General features: G+C 71.0%; 18 protein-coding genes. 3 read left to right on the top strand and 15 right to left on the bottom strand.

The genetic code is table 11. The features are described 5' to 3' along the window. Positions 1-183: 183 nt before the first annotated feature. Positions 184-1,134, bottom strand: coding sequence for a D-alanine--D-alanine ligase family protein (locus PT931_RS01010; RefSeq protein ID WP_363729123.1), 951 nt, complete (start codon positions 1,132-1,134; stop codon positions 184-186). Positions 1,135-1,136: 2 nt separating this feature from the next. Continuing rightward, on the bottom strand, positions 1,137-2,393 hold the full coding sequence (locus PT931_RS01005) for an aminotransferase-like domain-containing protein (protein ID WP_456243815.1): 1,257 nt from the start codon (positions 2,391-2,393) through the stop codon (positions 1,137-1,139). A gap of 214 nt (positions 2,394-2,607) precedes the next feature. Between PT931_RS01005 and PT931_RS01000 the strand changes: the two genes are divergently transcribed. Beyond that, complete coding sequence (locus PT931_RS01000) at positions 2,608-3,255, top strand: GNAT family N-acetyltransferase (protein WP_456243814.1); 648 nt, start codon at positions 2,608-2,610, stop codon at positions 3,253-3,255. A 105-nt stretch (positions 3,256-3,360) separates the two neighbouring features. On the opposite strand, the gene PT931_RS00995 is transcribed toward PT931_RS01000, so the two are convergent. From PT931_RS00995 to PT931_RS00960, 8 genes are all read right to left on the bottom strand, one after another. Further along, complete coding sequence (locus PT931_RS00995; protein WP_456243813.1) at positions 3,361-3,654, bottom strand: DUF3817 domain-containing protein; 294 nt, start codon at positions 3,652-3,654, stop codon at positions 3,361-3,363. Positions 3,655-3,717: 63 nt separating this feature from the next. After that, entirely contained in the window at positions 3,718-4,422 is a 705-nt protein-coding gene (locus PT931_RS00990; RefSeq protein ID WP_456243812.1) for a YaaA family protein, read from the bottom strand. Beyond that, on the bottom strand, positions 4,419-5,546 hold the full coding sequence (locus PT931_RS00985) for an N-acetylmuramoyl-L-alanine amidase (protein ID WP_456243811.1): 1,128 nt from the start codon (positions 5,544-5,546) through the stop codon (positions 4,419-4,421). The genes PT931_RS00990 and PT931_RS00985 overlap by 4 nt, the downstream gene beginning before the upstream one ends. A gap of 188 nt (positions 5,547-5,734) precedes the next feature. Beyond that, the gene (gene trxA, locus PT931_RS00980) at positions 5,735-6,049 is read right to left on the bottom strand and encodes a thioredoxin (RefSeq protein WP_456243810.1); all 315 of its coding nucleotides are present in this window, start codon (positions 6,047-6,049) and stop codon (positions 5,735-5,737) included. A 6-nt stretch (positions 6,050-6,055) separates the two neighbouring features. Further along, positions 6,056-6,985, bottom strand: coding sequence for a thioredoxin-disulfide reductase (gene trxB / locus PT931_RS00975; protein ID WP_363729117.1), 930 nt, complete (start codon positions 6,983-6,985; stop codon positions 6,056-6,058). A gap of 61 nt (positions 6,986-7,046) precedes the next feature. After that, positions 7,047-7,910 (bottom strand): hypothetical protein, encoded by an 864-nt coding sequence (locus tag PT931_RS00970; RefSeq protein WP_456243809.1) that lies wholly within the window; start codon positions 7,908-7,910, stop codon positions 7,047-7,049. Then, positions 7,907-8,455, bottom strand: coding sequence for an RNA polymerase sigma factor SigM (sigM, locus tag PT931_RS00965; protein ID WP_363729115.1), 549 nt, complete (start codon positions 8,453-8,455; stop codon positions 7,907-7,909). The genes PT931_RS00970 and sigM overlap by 4 nt, the downstream gene beginning before the upstream one ends. Before the next feature lie 35 nt (positions 8,456-8,490). Next, positions 8,491-10,023, bottom strand: coding sequence for a protein kinase family protein (locus PT931_RS00960; RefSeq protein WP_456243808.1), 1,533 nt, complete (start codon positions 10,021-10,023; stop codon positions 8,491-8,493). A 147-nt stretch (positions 10,024-10,170) separates the two neighbouring features. On the opposite strand from PT931_RS00960, the gene PT931_RS00955 reads away from it, so the two are divergent. Next, on the top strand, positions 10,171-11,709 hold the full coding sequence (locus PT931_RS00955; RefSeq protein ID WP_456243807.1) for a helicase HerA-like domain-containing protein: 1,539 nt from the start codon (positions 10,171-10,173) through the stop codon (positions 11,707-11,709). 154 nt (positions 11,710-11,863) lie between these two features. On the opposite strand, the gene murJ is transcribed toward PT931_RS00955, so the two are convergent. Further along, on the bottom strand, positions 11,864-13,609 hold the full coding sequence (gene murJ, locus PT931_RS00950; protein ID WP_456243806.1) for a murein biosynthesis integral membrane protein MurJ: 1,746 nt from the start codon (positions 13,607-13,609) through the stop codon (positions 11,864-11,866). A gap of 58 nt (positions 13,610-13,667) precedes the next feature. Between murJ and PT931_RS00945 the strand changes: the two genes are divergently transcribed. Continuing rightward, on the top strand, positions 13,668-15,110 hold the full coding sequence (locus PT931_RS00945; protein ID WP_456243805.1) for a CCA tRNA nucleotidyltransferase: 1,443 nt from the start codon (positions 13,668-13,670) through the stop codon (positions 15,108-15,110). Here PT931_RS00945 and PT931_RS00940 read toward each other — a convergent pair. The 4 genes from PT931_RS00940 to PT931_RS00925 form a co-directional block, all read right to left on the bottom strand. Continuing rightward, positions 15,103-15,867 (bottom strand): peptidylprolyl isomerase, encoded by a 765-nt coding sequence (locus tag PT931_RS00940; protein ID WP_456243804.1) that lies wholly within the window; start codon positions 15,865-15,867, stop codon positions 15,103-15,105. The genes PT931_RS00945 and PT931_RS00940 overlap by 8 nt on opposite strands. Positions 15,868-15,964: 97 nt before the next feature. Then, positions 15,965-17,248: an MFS transporter gene (locus PT931_RS00935; RefSeq protein ID WP_456243803.1), complete on the bottom strand. Its 1,284-nt coding sequence runs from the start codon at positions 17,246-17,248 to the stop codon at positions 15,965-15,967. 118 nt (positions 17,249-17,366) lie between these two features. Then, positions 17,367-18,872 carry a flotillin family protein gene (locus PT931_RS00930; RefSeq protein ID WP_456243802.1) on the bottom strand — a complete coding sequence of 502 codons (1,506 nt, stop codon included), beginning with the start codon at positions 18,870-18,872 and terminating at the stop codon, positions 17,367-17,369. Next, entirely contained in the window at positions 18,869-19,402 is a 534-nt protein-coding gene (locus PT931_RS00925; RefSeq protein WP_456243801.1) for a hypothetical protein, read from the bottom strand. The genes PT931_RS00930 and PT931_RS00925 overlap by 4 nt, the downstream gene beginning before the upstream one ends. Positions 19,403-19,535: the final 133 nt, after the last annotated feature.

Below are 19,535 nucleotides of genomic sequence, written 5' to 3'. Positions count from 1 at the left end.
CAAAGGGTTGCCGGGTCCGGGAGACCAGATCTTGCGGCCACCCGCCGGAGCCCCGAGCCCAGCTCCCAGCCCCGAGCCCCGAGCCCCGAGCCCCGAGCCCCGAGCGCCGAGCCCCGAGCCCAGGCACGAAGGAGCCCGGTCCCTCCCCAGAGGAACCGGGCTCAGCTACGAGAGCCGAACAGCTCAGGACTTACGGTCGATCGCCACCTGGACGAGCTTCCCCAGCACCTCGCCGAAGTCCAGCCCGGCGGCCTCGATGGCCATCGGCACCAGCGAGGTCTCCGTCAGCCCCGGCGACACGTTCGCCTCCAGGATGTGCGCGTCCCCGCCCGCGTCGACGATCAGGTCCACCCGGGACAGGTCCCGCAACCCGAGCGCCTTGTACGTCGCGACGGCGATCTCGGCCACCTTCGCGGTGACCTCCTCGGACAGCCGCGCCGGCGCGTGCCAGGTGGTGACGCCGGCGGTGTAGCGGGCCGTGTAGTCGTACACCCCGTTGGCGGGGACGATCTCGACGGCGGGGAGGGCGACGGGGCCGTCCCCGAGGTCGAGGACGGTGACCGCGATGTCGGTGCCGGTGACGAAGCGTTCGATGAGGGCGGTCCCGCCGTACGCGAAGCAGCCGACCATCGCGGCGGGCAGTTCGGACGCCTCCCGGACGACGTGCGCGCCGAGGCCCGACCCGCCCTGGGTGGGCTTGACCATCAGGGGCAGCCCGAGCCGTTCGATGATCTCGGTCATGAGCGCCCCGGCCCCGAGTTCGGAGAAGGTCTCCTGCGGGAGGGTGATCCAGTCCGGGGTGGGCAGGTGGTTGTCCCGGAGGACCGCCTTGGCCGTGGGCTTGTCCCAGGCGAGCCGGGCGGCGCGGGCGTCGGGGCCGACGTAGGGCACGCCCGTCAGTTCGAGGACGCCGCGGAGTGCGCCGTCCTCCCCGGTCGCGCCGTGCAGCGAGATGAGCACCGCGTCGGGCGGGGTGCTGGTGAGGAGCGGCAGCAGGGTGACGTCGGCGTCGCGCTGTTCGGCGTCGAGGCCGGCGAGACGGAGAGCGTCGAGGACCCGGCGACCGGAGCGCAGCGAGACGTCGCGCTCGTAGGACAGTCCTCCGGCGAGGACGAGAACGTGGGCGAAGCTCATGGTCATGACGCTACTCCGAAGGTAGCGCGCAGGGCCTGCTCTTCCTCGATGGTGGTGGCCAGTCGGCGGACTCCTTCGCGGATCCGCTCGGGGGGCGGGAAGCAGTACGACAGGCGGAGGTTCTGGCGGCCCGTACCGTCGGCGTAGAACCCGGTGCCGGGCACGTACGCGACGCGGTTGTTGATGGCGCGCGGGACCATGGCCTTGGAGTCGAGCCCTTCGGGCAGGGTCAGCCAGACGTAGAAACCGCCGGCCGGCTTGGTCCACTGGGTGCCGGCGGGCATGAAGTCGTCGAGGGCGGACAGGACGGCGTCGCGGCGTTCCGCGTACACCCCTTGGAATTTCTTGAGTTGCTCCTGCCACGGCATGGTCGTGAAGTAGGTCGTGACGGCCGACTGGGACAGCATGCTGGGGCAGAGGATCTGCGCCTCGGAGGCCATGACGAGCTTGTCGCGGACGGCGTGCGGGGCGAGGATCCAGCCGACCCGGACCCCGGAGGCGAAGGTCTTGGAGAAGGTGCCGAGGTATATGATGCCCTCGCGGACCCGGGACCGCAGCGCGGGCAGCGGCTCGGTGTCGAAGCCGAGGAGGCCGTAGGGGTTGTCCTCCAGGATGAGCAGCCCGGCGCGGGCGCAGATCTCGATGATCTCGTCGCGGCGCTCGTTGGGCAGGGTGACGCCGCCGGGGTTGTGGTAGGTCGGCACGGTGTAGAGGAACTTGACCCGCCGGCCGGCCTTGGCCATGTCCTCCAGGGCCGCTGACAGAGCCTCAGGGATCAGACCGAGATCATCCATGGGTACGTGCACCACGTCCGCCTGGGCCGCCTGGAACACCCCGAGCGCGCCGACGTACGACGGGCCCTCGGCGAGCACGACGTCGCCCGGGTCGAGGAACACCCGGGCGACGAGGTCGAGGGCCTGCTGGGCTCCCGTGGTGACCACGACGTCGTCGGGCGACGCTCCACACCGCGCGTCGATGCCCTCGAGCGCCATGATCTCGCAGATGACCTCGCGCAGCGCGGGGTCACCTTGGCCGATGCAGTACTGGAGGGCGGAGGCGCCGCTCTTGGCGATCAGCTCGCCGAGCATCTCCCCCACGGCGTCGAGCGGGAGTGCGGAGACGAATGGCGATCCGCCGGCGAGGCTGACCACCTCCGGCCGACTTGCGACTGCGAAGAGAGCCCGGATCTCGGAGGCGGTCATGCCTTTGACCCGCTGGGCGTACCTATCGGTGTAGTCGTCAAGCGTCGTGCCGGTCACTGAGGGTCCTCCGAACCGTTCGCGCAGGAGGGCACCAAGGCTGGGGCGACGGTGACCCAGCGCGGGGCGCACGGATCGTCTGATTCTACCGGGCCGAAACGTGTCAACTCTCGGCTGTTCGGAGGAGAGGCACCTTAGACTTGTACCCCTGGGCATTACGCTAGGTTCGCTGACCTGTGCAGATGTGGGCCCGTTGAGGTTTTTGGGGGTGCACGTGTCGCGCCGTCTGGTCAGTTTGACCTTGGACACGCTCGAGGAGCTGCCGAGGAAGTGTCGTTCCTGCGTGCATTGGGAGCTGGACCCGATCGCGGGTGAACGCTCGTGCGCGAACGGCACCGCCGACCTGGCGAAGGAGTCCTGGGTCTCGCAGACCCTGCTGGAGTGGGGCTCGTGCGGCAAGCTCGCGTACGTGGACGGCCTGCCCGCCGGCTACGTGATGTACGCGCCCCCGGCCTACGTCCCGCGCTCGATGGCCTTCCCGACGAGTCCGGTCTCCCCCGACGCCGTGCTGCTGACGACCGCGCACGTGGTGCCGTCGTTCGCGGGGGCCGGCCTGGGGCGGATGCTGGTGCAGGGCGTGGCCCGGGAGCTGACGAAGCGGGGCGTGAAGGCGATCGAGGCGTTCGGGGACGCGAAGTGGGAGCAGCCGGAGTGCGTGGCCCCGGTGGACTTCTTCCTGTCCGTCGGTTTCAAGACGGTTCGTCCGCATCCGAGGTACCCGAGGCTGCGGCTGGAGCTGCGCACGGCGCTGGGCTGGAAGAGCGACGTGGAGTACGCGCTGGAGAAGCTGCTGGGCACGATGAGCCCGGAGCAGGCGCTGCGGCCGTCCCAGTTCCGGTCGGAGGCGGCACCGCGCCGCTGAGGCCGCCACAACCGGGCCGGCGGCGTCGGCCCGGCTCCGCGCCCGCGACAGACCCGGTGCGGACAGGGAAGCCCGGGCAGGCCGCGTCAGGCCCGGGGCGCCACCTCAGTCGCTGACGAGGTCCCGCCGACCCACCCTGCGCTCGAACCACAACGTCGCCAACGGCGGAATCGCCGCGAACAGCCCCAGCAGCACCGTCTTCGCGTCCCACCGGTAGTTCCGGGCGCACAGCAGCACGGACACCCCGTACAGCACGAACAGCGCGCCGTGGATCGGCCCGAACACCTTCACGCCGATCTCGTTGTGCACGACGACGTACTTGAAGAACATCCCGACCAGCAGCCCGATCCACGAGCAGGCCTCGGCGAGTGCGGCGAACCGGAAGAGTCTCAGGGGCATGGGCAAAACCCTAGATCCCTTGACGGGTACGGCCAGAGCCCGCCCGCCACCCGGTGCGGTAGGTCACGCGTGCACGATCTCCACAGTGGAACGCCCGGTGGCCGTCGCGGACAGCCCCGCGGCCAGGGCCACGTCGACCAGTTCGTCCACGGTCTCGGCGGGCTGAACGGCCAGCGCCCGGGCCAGTAGCCCCTTGGTGGCCTTGTTGAAGTGCGAGACGACCTTGCCCTCGGCGGTGACCACCCGGACCGCCACGGCCCCGGGCAGGGGCGCCAGGGCCCCGTACGCGCCCGAACGCAGGTCGATCACGAGTCCGTCCAGCCCCCGGAGCACCGGGCCGAGCACGGGCTTCCACAGGGCCGGCAGGCCGCCGACGCCCGGGAGCCGGGAGCCGCCCGACAGCCGGTACGCCGGGATGGCGTCCTCCGGGCCCAGCAGCCCGAACAGCGCCGAACCGATCCGCAGCCGGGCCCGCGCCGCCGGGGCGAGCGTGCCCGCGTCGAGGGCGTCGAACAGCACGCCCGTGTAGCGGTCGAGGGCGGGCAGGGTGGCGGCCTCGCGCAGTACCCCGTTGTGCTTGAGTTCCTGGTCCTGCTTCTCGCTCAGGCCCAGGGCGGCGCGGCCCTCCTCCGGGGACAGTCCGGTCAGGACGGTCACGAGGCGCTGGCGGACGGCGTTCAGCTCGGGGAACGACAGGGCGGTGAGGGCGAGCGGCTCCCCCGTACCCGTCGGATTCTTGGTTTCGCTCGGCGGCAGCAGGACGATCATCGACCGGCCAGCATCGCCCGCAGGCTGGACACGTCGAACGTCCCGGTCGGCACGTCGGTCTCGACGGAGAAGAACATCCGCTGGATCGCGGCGAGCAGCGCGTCGACGACGGTGTCCCGGAACCCTGGGTCCGCGAGCCGGGACCGGTCGTTCGGCGAGGTCAGGTAGCCCACCTCGACCCGCACGGCGGGCATCCGGCTGCGGCGCAGCAGCTCCCAGGTCTTCGCGTGCACCCGGCAGTCGATCATCCCGGTCCGCACCACGATCTCGCGCTGCACGAGGCCGGCGAACCGCTCCCCCGCCGTCGAGGTCACGGCGTTGTCGCCGCCGTAGTGGTACGTCGCCACGCCGCCGGCCAGCGGGTTGTGGTGCCCGTCGGAGTGCAGGGAGATCAGCAGGTCGCCGCCGAGGTCGTTGGCCAGGGCGGCCCGCTCGGCGTCGCTGAAGCCGTTGTCGGGGCCCCGGGTCAGGTGCACTGCCACCCCGGCGGCCGCGAGCCGGCCCTCCAGGCGGCTGGCCAGGTCGAACATCAGCTCCGACTCGGTGTACCCGCCGCCGGTCACGCCCGGGTCCGCGCCGCCGTGCCCGGGGTCGATGATGATCCGCTTGCCGGCGAGCACCGGGCCGGAGTGGAAGAGGTTCGCCGACTCGCGGAGGAACTGCGGCCGGCCGCCGACGACCTTGCGGCCCAGCCGGCGCAGTGCGGCCATCGTCGAGGGCCCGAACGAGCCGTCCGGCACGAGGCCGACCTCGCGCTGGAACTGGGCCAACGCGCGGGCCGTGGCCGGGCCGAAGATGCCGTCGGGGCGGGACGGGTCGTAGCCCATCTCCAGCAGCCGCTCCTGCAACTGGCGCACGTCGTCGCCGACCAGCGGGTCGGGCAGGGTCTGGTAGAGCAGGCGGTCGCCGAGCTGCCAGCGGGCCGCGACCAGCGCGCGCCACGTCTCGTCGCCCACCGCGCCGTCGGCACTCAGGCCCCGGGACTGCTGGAAGGTCCGGACGGCCAGCTCGGTGGCGGCGTCGAACTCCTCACCGTCGGGGGCGTCGAGCACCCCGAGCTTGTGCAGCGTCGCACGGATCTCCACGACGGCCGGGCCGGTGGCTCCTCGCCGGAATGAGCGCACGCGTTCTCCTCCTGTCGCGGTGTCCGCAGCCTAGTTCGACCGCTGTCACGAGGCTAGCGGCTGTTGATCCAGACAAAATACGCAGCCCACCCACGTTCCTCTGTCTGTACCCGCCTGCTGTGGTCCTATACACACAATTCTGGCGGGGAACCCACGACTTCGAGGTTCCCCGCCAGAAAGTGTGAAAACTAGATCGAGCTCTCGATGAAGGTCTTGATCTTGCTCTTCGGGTGTGCGCCGATCATCGACTGCACCGGCTGGCCACCCTTGAAGATGGTCAGCGTCGGCAGCGACATGACCTTGTAGTCGCGCATCACGCCCGGGTTCGCGTCGCCGTCGACCTTGACGATCGTGAGCTGGTCCCCGAACTCCTCGGAGAGCTCGGCCAGCACGGGGCTGACCTTCTTGCAGGGCGCGCACCACTCCGCCCAGAAGTCCACCAGCACCGGCTTGTCGGACTGGAGGACATCGGCGACGAAACTCGCGTCGGTCACAGCCTTCATGTGTATCTACTCTCCTGTCACGTGTGCGAGGAACCGCTCGGCGTCGAGCGCGGCGGCGCAACCGGTGCCCGCGGCGGTGATGGCCTGGCGGTACGTGTGGTCCACCAGGTCACCGGCCGCGAAGACCCCGGTGAGATTGGTACGGGTACTCGGGGCGTCGACCTTCACGTACCCCTCGTCGTCCAGGTCGACCTGTCCGACGAACAACTCGTTGCGCGGGTCGTGGCCGATCGCGACGAACAGGCCCGTGACGTCGAGCTTGCGCTCCTCGCCGGTGACCGTGTCGCTCAGCACGACGCCGCTGACCTTGTCCTCGCCGAGGATCTCGGTGACGACGCTGTTCCACTCGACCTTGATCTTCGGGTTCGACAACGCCCGCTCGACCATGACCTTGCTGGCGCGGAACTCGTTGCGCCGGTGCACGATCGTCACGGTGTCGGCGAACTTCGTCAGGAAGGTCGCCTCCTCCATCGCGGTGTCGCCGCCACCCACGACCACGATGTGCTGGCCCCGGAAGAAGAAGCCGTCACAGGTGGCACAGCTCGACACGCCGTGGCCGAGGAGCCGGTCCTCGCCCTCGACACCCAGGTGCCGCCACGCCGAGCCGGTCGCCAGGATCACGGCGTGCGCCTGGTACTCGGTGTCGCCGATCCAGACCTTCTTGATGTCGCCCGACAGGTCGACCCGGGTCGCGTCGTCCGTGACGAACTCCGCGCCGAACCGCTCGGCCTGCTTGCGCATGTCCTCCATGAGCTCCGGGCCCATGATGCCCTCGGGGAAGCCCGGGAAGTTCTCCACCTCGGTCGTCGTCATCAGCGCGCCGCCGGACTGCGCGCCCTCGATGACCAGCGGGCTCAGGCTGGCGCGGCTCGCGTACACGGCGGCGGTGTAGCCGGCCGGTCCGGAACCGACGATGATCAGCTTGCGTACGTCCACGGAAAGTCTCCTCGATCGGCGTCCAGTCGGCGCAACGCCATCGTACGGAGGGGGATTCCCGCTAACGGGACGGTGTCGGGTAGATCTCGTCCGCGCCGCTGGTCCCGCAGTTCGGGCCGACGATCACTGTCACCGCGTTTCCGCCGTCCAGGGTGATCACCAGGGCGGGGGAGCCCTCGTACCGGGCGTAGTCGGCGCGGGTCGGCTTGCCGCCGTGCAGGTCCTTCACGGCCTTCATGCACGCGTCGAACAGGGGCCGCTGGCGCAGCGGGTCGAGCTTCCTCGGCGGGTGCTGCGCGGTGGCCTGGGCGTCGGCCCCGGGGACCAGGAAGCCCTTGACCTGGGCGGCGCTGTAGTTGCGGCCGCTGGCGAGGGTCTCCACGCCGGTGTCGGGCGGGCCGTAGTCGGACTGCGCGCCCTCCGGGGAGGCGGCCACCGCGGCGGGGCCCGACGGCTGGCCGGAGCCCGCCGCGCGCTGCTCGGACTTCGGCGCGTCCGCCTTGTCGGTGGTCGCGGTGAGGGAGCTGGGGCCCGTGGCGTTGAGAAGCATGCCGACCCCGCCGAGCGCGAGCGCGGTCACGGCGAACGCGCCGCCGGCCAGGGCCCACCGGGAGCGCTTGCGGGCCGCCGGAGGGATGACGGGGGCGGGCGTGCCCTCGTCGGCCCACGCGGTGCCGGCCCAGGACGGGCCCAGCTCGCGGGCCAGTGCCGTGGAGATCCGGGCGGCCACGTCCGCGGGCAGGGCCACCGGTTCGGCGGCGAAGGCGGACAGATCAGAACGAACGACCACATCGGCGACGAGAAGCTCCTCGTACGCGGCGCGCCAGACGGGGTCCGAGGCGATCCGGGCCGCGACGACCTGCTCCTCCGGGGTGCCCTCCAGGGCGCCACCGAGGTAGTCGGCCAGTGCGTCGTACATGTTCATGAGACGTCATCCAGGAGCGATGGGTTCCGCAGGTGGCCGAGAAGCACAGCCAGCCGGGCGCGACCCCGGGCACACCGGCTCTTGATCGTGCCCTCGGCGACGCCCAGGATCCGGGCGGCTTCGGCCACGGGGTACCCCTGGACCTCGACCAGGACCAGGGCGGCCCGCTGGTCGGGGGGCAGTTCGGCCAGCGCGTCGCGGACCAGCATCGGCGTGTCGCGGTCGGTGTCCGTGGCCGGTTCGTCGGGACCAGACTCGGGCAGCGGGACCGTGGGGCGGGCCTGGCGGCGGCGCACCCGGTCCAGGCAGGCGTTGACGACGATCCGGTGCAGCCAGGTGGTGACGGCGGACTCGCCCCGGAACCGGGCCGCGCTCCGGTGCGCCGACAGCAGGGCGTCCTGGAGGGCGTCGGCCGCCTCCTCGCGGTCGCCGAGGGTGCGCAGCGCGACAGCCCACAGCCGGCTCTGGTGCCGGCGGATCAGCTCCTCGAAGGCGCCCCGGTCACCGGCGGCGTGGGCGCTCAGAAGCTCCGCATCGTCCCGCACGGCGTCACACTACCGATCCACACGGCTTCCCGGGGTCACTGGACCCGGACCGTGACCTCCTGAATTCCGACCTGATACCTGCCCTCGCTGACGGGCGGGAGCTTGGTGATCCACACCAGGAGGTACTGCACGCCGTCCTTGCCGTTGAACAGCTTCCGGTTGCTGATGTTGTCGACCGGGCCCTCCACCGTCGTGTACGACGAGAGGATCTTGCCGTCGCCCTGGCTGTTGTTCCCCGGATCCTCGGTGCCCGCCTTGAGCTCGACGGTCGCGCCGGGCCGGTCGAACTGCACCTCGACCGAGCTCACGTTGTACGACTTCCCCAGGTTGATCAGCAGCCCCATCCCGGGCTTGATCCTGCCGAACTCCGGGTGGTCCCAGTACTGCTGGGTCTGCCAGCCCGTGTCCAGCTTCCCGTCGAGCGCCTTGTCCGCGCCGGTCAGCTCGTCGTCGCGGTCACCGGCCGGCGCGACGATCCGCACCTGGCTGCCGGTGAGCACCAACGGGCTCGGCGCCGTACTCGGCCCGGGGCGGGGTGAGGTCGTCCCCGGGGCGGTCTGGTCCGTGGTCTTGTCGCCCGCCGGCCACGTGATGGCGACCAGGCTGGCGGTGAGGGCCACGATCACGAACCCGGCGACGGCCAGCGCCCACCGGATCCGCATCCGGCGCGTGTGCATCGCGGCGGGCGTGGCCCGGGGCAGCCGGACGGGGGTGTCGGGGCCGAGCAGCGAGTCGAGCGGGGCCGGGCCGAACCGGCTCAGGTCGGTGGCCACCTCGGCGGCGGTCGGCGCATCGCCCTCGGGGTCGAGGAGCAGCATGCAGAGCTCGTCGAGGTCGGCCGGCACGCCGGCCCGGATCTGCCGCGGGGAGGCGATCTTGCCGCCGTCGACCCGCAGCGCGTTCGGGAGGGCCTTTGAGCCCTCGATCTCGTGCGGCCAGTGGCCGGTCAGCGCCGAGTAGAGCACGGCGCCGATCGCGCGGACGTCGGCCTCCTGGGAGGTGGCGTCGGTGACCCGGGCGTCGGCGAGCACCACGCGGCCCTCGTCGCCGATCAGCACGGTGCCCGGGTGCACGTTGCCGTGCGCCACGCCGGTCTCGTGCACGGCGGCGCAGGCGTCGGCGATGGCGTGCGTGACCAGGGCCGCCCGGCGGGGCTCCAGCGGAGACTCCAGCAGGATCTGGCGGAGGGACTGGCCCTCGACCCACTCGCGGACCACATACGCCCGGTCGCCCTCGTCGACCGCGTCGTAGACGCCGGCCAGGTTGGGGTGCACGACCCGGCTCGCCGTCACGGCGGCCTGGAGCATCTCCAGGGCGGCGTCGCCACCCGGGTGCCGGAGCACCATCGCGACGGGGCGGCGGAGGATGACGTCGGTGCCGCGCCAGACCTGACGGCCGGCGGGGTCGTCGTTGATGTGCTCCTCGAGGCGGTAGCGGTCGGCCAGCACCTCGCCGACCTCGCTGTGCTCTTTCGGAACGGGCTGAGACTCGGTCGTCTCTGGATCCACCGTGAGCGCACCCGTGCTGTCGCTGGACGAGCTCTCGTGACCCTCGTCGACCTTGGTCACCCCGTGCTCCTTCCGCTTTTGGCCGTAGGGACAGCCTAGGCGTACGCCCCCAAGAGACCTTACCCGTGTGGTGCCCTGTTCCTGGAGATCGCCGTCTATGTGGCCTAACGCTCATGACATTGCGGACAAAGAACTACGATTTATGCCATGACTTCGGAGTTGGTGGACAAGGTCACGGCCGGATACACGTTCAATTCGCCCACCCTCGACCTTGGCGCGCTCGTGGTGGACGGAGTCGGGGTGCCGACAGCGCAGGTCCGGATCCCGTTGGCCGTCCTGAACAGGCACGGGCTGGTGGCCGGCGCGACCGGTACCGGAAAGACGAAGACCCTGCAGGTCATGGCCGAACAGCTGTCCACGGCCGGCGTGCCGGTCTTCCTCGCCGACATCAAGGGCGACGTCTCCGGCATGGCGGTGCCGGGCGAGTCGAACGAGAAACTCGTCGCGCGCGCCGCGGAGATCGGCCAGAGCTGGCAGCCGACCGCGTTCCCGTGCGAGTTCTACGCGCTCGGTGGCAAGGGCACCGGGATCCCGGTCCGGGCGACGATCACCTCGTTCGGGCCGACCCTGCTGTCGAAGGTGCTCGGGCTGACCGACGTGCAGGAATCCTCGCTGAACCTGATCTTCCACTTCGCGGACAAGAACGGCCTGCCGCTGCTCGACCTCAAGGACCTGCGCGCCGTCATCCAGCACCTGACCAGCGACGAGGGCGCCGACGCGCTCAAGGACCTCGGCGGGCTGTCCAAGCAGACGGCCGGCGTCCTGCTCCGAGAGCTGATCGGCTTCGCGGACAAGGGGGCCGACCAGTTCTTCGGCGAGCCGGAGTTCGTGACCACCGACCTGCTCCGGACCGCGCCCGACGGCCGCGGGCTCGTCTCGATCATGGAACTGCCCGGCGTGGTGGCCCAGCCCGCGCTGTTCTCCACGTTCCTGATGTGGCTGCTCGCGGACCTGTTCAACGACCTGCCCGAGGTCGGCGACCTGGACAAGCCCAAGCTGGTGTTCTTCTTCGACGAGGCGCACCTGCTGTTCAAGGACGCGTCCAAGGCGTTCCAGGAGTCGATCACGCAGACCGTCCGGCTGATCCGCTCCAAGGGCGTCGGCATCTTCTTCGTCACCCAGACCCCGAAGGACGTGCCCGGGGACGTGCTGGCGCAGCTCGGCAACCGGGTGCAGCACGCGCTGCGGGCGTACACGCCGGAGGACGCCAAGGCGCTCAAGGCGACCGTGTCGACGTACCCGCACTCCGACTACGACCTCGCCCAGGTGCTCACGTCGCTCGGGATCGGCGAGGCCATCGTGACCGTGCTGTCCGAGAAGGGCGCGCCCACCCCAGTGGCGTGGACGAAGCTCCGGGCGCCCCAGTCGCTGATGGCCCCCGCGCCGGCCGAGGTGCTGGAGGCGGCCGTGAAGGCATCCCCGCTGTACCCAAAATATGCGGAAATGGTGGATCGGGAGTCCGCGTACGAGATCCTGATGGCGAAGGTGGCCGCCGCGCCCGCCCCCGAGGCCCCCGCGCCGGCCGCTCCCGCGCCGAAGCAGGCCCGCGCGCCGAAGGAGGAGCCCGGCATGGTCCAGCAGGTCATGGAGTCCAGCGCCGTGAAGAGCTTCCTGCGCTCGGCGGCGACCTCGATCGGTCGGGAAATCACCCGATCCATTTTTGGTACGGCACGCAAACGGCGCTGACTCGTTGGAGGGGATATGAACACATACGGACCCGGTGACGGGGATACCTGGGACCCGACGAGCTCCGACGACTGCCTGGGGGCGTAGCCCCTCCGACCAGTGGTGTGACCGCTCCGGGGAGCCGGCCGGCCCAGAGGCCCCCGGCCCCGGGCGGTCAGCGGCCGAGCTTGCGCCGGACCATGCCGATCGCCTCGGTCACCTCGGTGATCCGCAACAGGTGCGCGACGCCGAGGTAGACCAGCCCGATCACGGCCGACCCGAGCACCAGGATCAGCGCGTTGTACAGCTTGCCGCCGGTCTCCGGGTCGAACGGCAGCATCACCGCGTACCCGGCGACTGCCGCCGCCAGCCCCGCGCCCGCCACCTTCGCCACGGTCACCGCGATCGGCCGCAGCCCCATCGGGCCGAGCCGGCGGCGGAGCAGCCAACCGGACAGCCCGACCGCCGCCAGGAACGACACGGCGTTGCCGAACATGAGGCCGGCCGCCAGCGAACTCAGCGAGAACAGCCCCAGCCAGGCGACGTCCACGCCGATCCGGACCGCGACCACCGGGATGTTGATCAGTGCCGGGGTCCGGGTGTCGGGCAGCGAGTAGAACGCGAAGGTCTGCAACTGGCTCACCGCGAACGGGATCAGCGCGAACGCCGCCGCCGCCGTCACGATGCCGGTCGACAACGCGTCGGCCTGCTCGAAGTTGCCGGCCTTGAACAGCGTGACGCCGATCGGCACGTTGAGCACCATGTAGATCACCGAGATCGGGGCCAGCAGCACGATCACCAGGCGGGTGCCCTTGGCGAGATAGTCGACCACCTCGTGGTTGCGCCCAGCGGCAGCCGCCGCGCTCAGCCGGGGCATCAGGGCCGTGAGGATCGAGACCGCGACGATGCCGTGCGCCATCATCATCAGCAGGTACACGTTGTTGTAGATCAGGATGCCGGGCTCGTTCTTGTCCGCCGCGTAGCTGGCCAGCTTGGCGATGGCGAACACCGCGACCTGGCTGACCGCCACGTAGCAGATCATCCAGCCGCCGAGCCGGGCGATCTCCCGGAGCCGCAGGGCGCGGAAGTCGAACCGCCAGCCCCACCGGAAGCCGACCCTGCGCAGTGCCGGGATCAACGAGACGGCCTGGAGGACGATCCCGGAGGCCGTCCCGATGCCGATGATCCACACCGTGCTGGTCGGGGTGTCCGCGAGGGTGGGCTTGCCGGTCGTGATCAACAGGACCATGCCGGCCGAGGCGCACAGCACCAGGTTGTTCAGGATCGGGGCCCACATCGGGGCGGCGAAGTGACCCCGGGTGTTCAGCACGGCGGCGAACAGCGCGGCCAGGCCGTAGAAGAAGATCGTGGGCAGCACCATGTACGCCCAGGTGGTGGTCAGCCCCAGCTGCGACTCGTTGGCGACGATCCGGGCGAGCAGCGGCGCGGCGGCCACGGCCACGACGGTTGCCAACCCCAGGAAGATCACCGCGGCGGTCAACAGCCTCTGGGTGTACTTCTCGCCCCGGTCGTCGTCGGAGTCCCGGGCCCGGACCAGCAGGGGTACCAGCACGCTGGACAGCACCCCGCCGAGGAGCAGCTCGTAGACCATCCCGGGGAAGAGGGTGGCGTTCGTGTAGGCGTCGCCGACCAGGGAGCCGAGGGCGGCGGTGATCAGGAGGGTGCGCAGGAAGCCCGTGGCGCGGCTGACCAGGCTGCCCAGGGCCATGCCGGCGCTGCTGCGGCCGATGCTCTTCTCCGGGGCACCGGAAGCCCCGGCCGCGCCCGCGGCGGCCGTTCCCGGCCCAGTACCCCCCTGAGGGTTTTCCGCCGGTATCGCCGACAACAACTGGGTGGCGTCCGGGTCGGCCTCGGGCACGATCGGGAGCATCACGGTCGCGTCTGGGTCCGGCTGCCTCATACGGCTGACAGTAGCCGCCCGGAACACGGCGAACCGCGCCGACTACCCTGGATCAACCATGTCTGAGAACGATCACCGAGCGTTGACGGCCGCCCAGCAGCGGGGCGTCGCCGAGCTGTTGCGCATCTCCCCCGTCGCCGACGAGTTGGGTAGGCGTTTCGCGGCCGCCGGTCACGAGCTGCACCTCGTCGGAGGCTCCGTCCGCGACGCCCTGCTGGGCCGGTTGCAGGACGACCTGGACTTCGCCACCGACGCGCATCCCGAGCAGACCCTCGACCTGTTGAAGAACTGGGCCGAGGCGATCTGGGAGACCGGCCGGGAGTTCGGCACGATCGGGGCCACCAAACACGGCTTCCGCGTCGAGATCACCACATACCGTGCCGAGGCGTACGACGGGCTGTCCCGCAACCCGGTCGTGCAGTACGGCACCTCGCTCGCCGACGACCTGGTCCGCCGCGACTTCACGATCAACGCGATGGCCGTCTCGCTGCCCGGGCACGCCTTCACCGACCTGTTCGACGGGCTCGGGGACCTGGCCCGCAAGGTGATCCGCACCCCCGGCGCGCCCCAGGACTCGTTCGGCGACGACCCGCTCCGGATGCTGCGGGCCGCCCGGTTCGCCGCGCAGCTGGAGTTCACGGTGGCCCCCGAGGTGCGCCAGGCGATGACGGACATGGCCGCCGACCTGGACCGGATCACCGCCGAGCGGATCCGCGACGAGTTCAACAAGCTGCTCTGCGGCGCGGACCCGATCACGGGGCTCCGGCTGCTGGTGGACAGCGGGCTGGCCGAGCGGTTCCTGCCGGAGCTGCCGGACCTGCGGATGTCCATCGACGAGCACGCCCAGCACAAGGACGTCTACGAGCACACCCTGACCGTGGTCAGCAACGCCGTGGCGCTGGAGGACGACGGCGCGGACCTCGTGCTCCGGCTCGCCGCCCTCCTGCACGACATCGGCAAGCCCGACACGAAGGCCATCGAGGGCGACGGCCGGGTGTCGTTCCACCACCACGAGGTCGTGGGCGCGCGGATGACGCGGTCGCGGCTGAAGGCGATGAAGTACCCGAAGGACGTCATCAACGCCGTCAACCAGTTGGTGTTCCTGCACCTGCGGTTCTACGGCTACGGCCGGGGCGAGTGGACCGACTCGGCGGTGCGCCGCTACGTCACCGACGCCGGGGAACTGCTCCCCCAGCTGCACAAACTCGTCCGGTCGGACTGCACGACCCGGAACAAGCGCAAGGCAGCCGCCCTGTCCAGCACGTACGACATGCTGGAGGAGCGGATCGCCCGGATCGCCGCCGCCGAGGACCTGGCCCGGGTGCGGCCCGACCTCGACGGCAACGCAATCATGGAGCTGCTCGGGCTGCCGCCGGGGCCGCTGGTCGGGCAGGCGTGGCGGTTCCTCAAGGAGCTGCGCCTGGAACGCGGCCCCCTGGAGCACGACGACGCCGTCGCGGCCCTGAAGGACTGGGCGCGCGAGCAGGGCCTGACTAGCTGACGGTCACCCTGGTCATGGTCACCGGCACCTTGGGCTTCTGGTCCTCGGTGCCGTGGCCGCCGGCGATCACCTGGTCGACGAACTCCATCCCGCCGGTCACGGTGCCGATCACCGAGTAGTCCGGTGCCAGGTCCGCGTCGGCGCCCACGATGAAGAACTGGCTGCCGTTGGTACCCGGCGTCGCGGTCCTCGCCATGGCCACGGTCCCCCGCGGGTACGGCTTCGCCTGGCCGGTCGGCAGGTTCTCCTCCGCGAACTGGTACCCCGGCCCGCCCGTGCCCGCCCCCGACGGGTCCCCGCACTGGAGCACCACGAGGCCGTCGGCGGCGGTGGTGACCCGGTGGCAGCCCACGTTGTCGAAGAAGCCCTGGCCGGCGAGGCTCCGCAGGGAGGCCACCGAGCAGGGCGCCTTGTCCCCGTACAGCTCCACGGTGATCGTGCCGAGGTTCGTGACGATCGCGGCCGTCATCTTCCGGCGCTCGACGGTCGTGGGGGCGGTGGCCTTGCGGGGCGCGCCGCCGGAGTCGGCCGGGGTCCAGACGCAGCCGTCGGTGGAGCCGCCGCCCGTCGCCGTCGGCACTGCGGAGGGCACGGGCTCGGAGGCGGTCGACGTCGAGGACTTCGACCCCAGCACGAAGTAGAGCGCGAACCCGCCGGCGGTCAGCCCGGCGCAGATCAGCAGGGAGCACGCGACCACCAGCACGATCACCAGGGTCGAGACGGATCTACGCGGCGGGGGTGGTGGCGGCATCGTCATGGCCAGATTGTCGCCGACCGGCGCCACCGGTGGCACCCGCGGACCGCCGACAGTCCCACGCGCCCTCCCCGGGCCCGGGCGTGGACCGGCACCGGACTCAGGCCCGGATCAGCGTCCCCCGCCGCTGCACCGAGAAGTACCAGGTCGCGAGCGCCGCGTACCCCACGGCGATGCAGAACATCGTGATCACCGACTTGCCGTTGGCCGGCAGCAGGTACGCGCCGATGAACAGCCCCACCACGTTGAGCGAGTTGAAGGCGGTGTCGTTCACGCTGAACACCCGGCCCTGGTACTCGTCGTCGCACTCGTGCTGGATCGACGTGTCGACCACGATCTTCATGCCCATCGAGGCGATGTTCAGGACGAACACCCCGGCGAGCAGCAGCAACGGCTCGAAGCTCGGGGTCATCGTGCCGATCGCCACCGCGTCGACGACCAGCAGCGCCAGCAGCCAGCGCGCGCCACCCCAGCGCCGGGTCGCCGCCGGGGTGATCAGGGCCGCGACCAGCGCGCCGATCGCCCCGCACGCGAAGACCAGCCCGAGGAACTCCTTGCCGTGGCCCATCGTCTTCGCGAACAGCAGCGTCGCGATGGTCAGCAGGCCGTACAGGCCGCGCGCGGCGCCCTGGGCGAGCAGGGCGTAGTACGCGTTCTTCCGGGAGGACAGGTGCCGCGCGCCGTCGACCATGCCCCGGGCGGCGACGACCAGGGCCTGCGGGACGGACAGGTGGCTGTGCCGCAGCCGGTCGGCGGCGTCGGGCCCCAGGGCCTCCCAGTGGAAGAGCAGCTTCGCCAGCAGGGAGGACGCGCCGTAGCCGAGGAGGGCGGTGAGCACGATGATCGCGTACCCGTGGAACTTGGCCCCGACCAGCGTGAGCAGCCCGACCGCCGTGGCCAGCCCGCTCGTGAACGCCATCGTGCCCATCGTGTTCGCCACCGCGTTGGCCGTCGCCAGCCGCTCGTCCTCCACGACGTGCCGCAGCGACGCGGACAGACAGGCGAGGAAGAACCGGTTGACCGCGAGAATCAGGAGCGCGACCAGCGCGAACGGCAGGTCCGAGTGGCCGAACCACAGCAGCCCCGCCGCCGGGATGATCAGGAGGGCGCGGCTCAGGTTGGCCATCGCCAGGATGTTGCGCCGGCTCCACCGGTCCAGGAAGACCCCGACATAAGGGCCGATCATCGAGTACGGCAGGAGCAGGATCGCGAAGCCCATCGCGATCGCCACGGGGCTCGTCTCGTTCTGCGGGTTGAACAGGACGCTGCCGCCGATGCCCGCCTGGAACAGCCCGTCGGCGAACTGGCTCGACAACCGGACGCCGAGCAGCCGGCGGAACCCTCGCCGGGACAGCACCGCGCGCAACTCCCGAGTGGCAACCACCGCCCGAGTGTACGGCTTGCGTCAGAAGATGCGGTTCCAACAAAAAGGGCCCCGGTGAACCCGGGGCCCTTTCCGTGCGTGTCGCACCGGTCACGGCGCGCGAACTGGCGTTTCTCGCCTACTCGGCGTCGAGCACCTTCGCGTCGACCTTGGTGTCGGCCGCCGCCCCGCCCAGGCGCGCGAGCAGCCCGGCGAGGTCGATCCCGGTCAGGTCCGTACCCAGCTGGAGGCCCTGCGCCACGTTCGACGCGACCGACTTGGTCAGCGAGGACGCCCCGTCCGTGGAGATCACGGTCAGCTTGTCGATCGAGGCCATCGGCGCGGACGCCTCCTTGACGACCTGCGGCAGCACCGTGACGAGGAGGTCGAGGATCGCGGCCTCGCCGTACCGGGCGAACGCCTCGGCCTTCTTCTGCATCGCCTCGGCCTCGGCCTGACCCCTGGCGAGGATCGCGGACGCCTCGGCGGCACCCTCGCGCTCGACGGCGTCGGCGATGGCCTGCCGACGGAGCTTCTCGGCCTCACCCTCCTTGGCGCCCTCGATCGCGTTGGCCTCCGCCAGCGCCGTACGCCGGGACTTCTCGCCCTCACCGCTCAGCCGGGCGGTCTCCGCCTGGGCCTGGGCGCGCGCGACGGCCGCCTGGCGCTGGGCGTCGGCCTCGAACACCGCGGCGTTGCGGGCGGCCTCGGCCTCCTGCTCCAGCTTGTACCGCGCCGCGTCGGCCGGCTTGCGCACCTCGGTGTTGAGCTCGCGCTCCTTGAGTTCGGCGTTGCGCTCGGCGACCTTCTGCTGCTCCATGAGGATGGCCTGCTGGCGCTCCGCCTCGGCCAGCGGACCGGCGGCGGCGGACCTGGCCCGGGCCGCGTCGATCTCGGCCTGCACCTCGGCCTGCTTGAGCTCCAGGTTCCGATTCGCCTCGGCGATCAGTTCCTCGGCGCGCATCCGGGCCTGCTCGGAGGCCTGCCGGGCCTGCGCCTCGGCGATCGCGGCGGTCTGCTGCAGCCGGGCAGCCTCGGGTCGGCCCAGGTCCTCCAGGTACGACCCGGCGGTGCGGATGTCCTCCAACTGGAACGCGTCGAGCACCAGCCCCTGGTGCGACAGCGTGTTCTCGACCTCCTCGGCGACCTCGGCCGCGAACGCCGCCCGGTCCCGGATGATCTCCTCGACCGTGAGCCGGCCGACGATGGAACGCAGCGCGCCCGCCAGCACCTGGGCCGTGAAGTCGGCGATCTTCTCCTGCTGGTGCAGGAACCGCTGGGCGGCCGGCCGGATGGCCTCGGCGGTGCCGCCCACCTTCACGATGGCCACGGCGTCCGCGTCACACCGGATGCCCTGCTTGCTGACCGCGCCCGTGATCGATACCGGGATCTCGCGGCTGGACAGGTCGAGCTTGTACAGCTGCTGGACGACCGGCATGACGAACACCGAGGCGCCCATCACGACCTTCTGGCCGGACATGTCCGTCACGACCGTACCGTCGGCGGCGGTGGTCGCCTTGCCCTTGCGGCCGGTGACGATGAACGCCTCGTTGGGGCCCGCCACCTTGATCCGGGACAGGATGAACAACACGATCAGCAGTAGTAGTGCGGCGCCGCCGATGACGGCGATCAGGATGGAGCTCATTGACCGTCCTTCTGGAAGAACTGGGGAGTGGGCTGGACGAGCACGCAGCTCGGGCTGACGGTGCCGATGACGAGCACCGACGTGCCGGCGGCGAGCGGCTCCTCCGACCGGGCGTTGAACTTCATCGACTGACCGGCCATGGTCAGCCGGACCTCTCCGTACCCCCCTGAACGGGTTGCGGTGAGGATGACGCCCACGGACCCGACCAGGGCGTCCGAGGTCGGGGTGGAGTCGGTGCCCATCCGCTGCGCCGCGCGGGTGAGTCGGGTCGCACCGTAGCCGACGGGCACGGCCGCGAGGATGCCGACGCCCGCGCCGACCAGGCCGTCGAGCGAGCGCCCGGGGGTCAGTTCGGCCGCGATGGCCCCGGCGAAGCCGAACGCCCCGACGAAGCCGGCGAGGCCGGGCAGGGTGATGGAACTGTCGATGTCGCCGTGCCCGAGATGCAGATGGCTGCCGAAGACGGACAGCGCGAGCATGACCAGGCTGAAGCCACCGACACACAGGAAGATCAGCGTCGCGAGTCCCACGACCTAACGGTAGGGCACCCCCGCCACCTGCGCGGACCCGCGCGCTGTGTCCTGGCCGACCCGGGATGCGCGGGCCGGCCACATGTCGGTTGTGCCGGCCGGACCGGCGGCGGTGCGGCGGCGCGTGCCCCTG

Source organism: Longispora urticae (genome assembly GCF_053902585.1).
The sequence above is the reverse complement of the archived record's forward strand: the minus strand, read 5'-3'. Positions and strand labels throughout refer to the sequence as shown.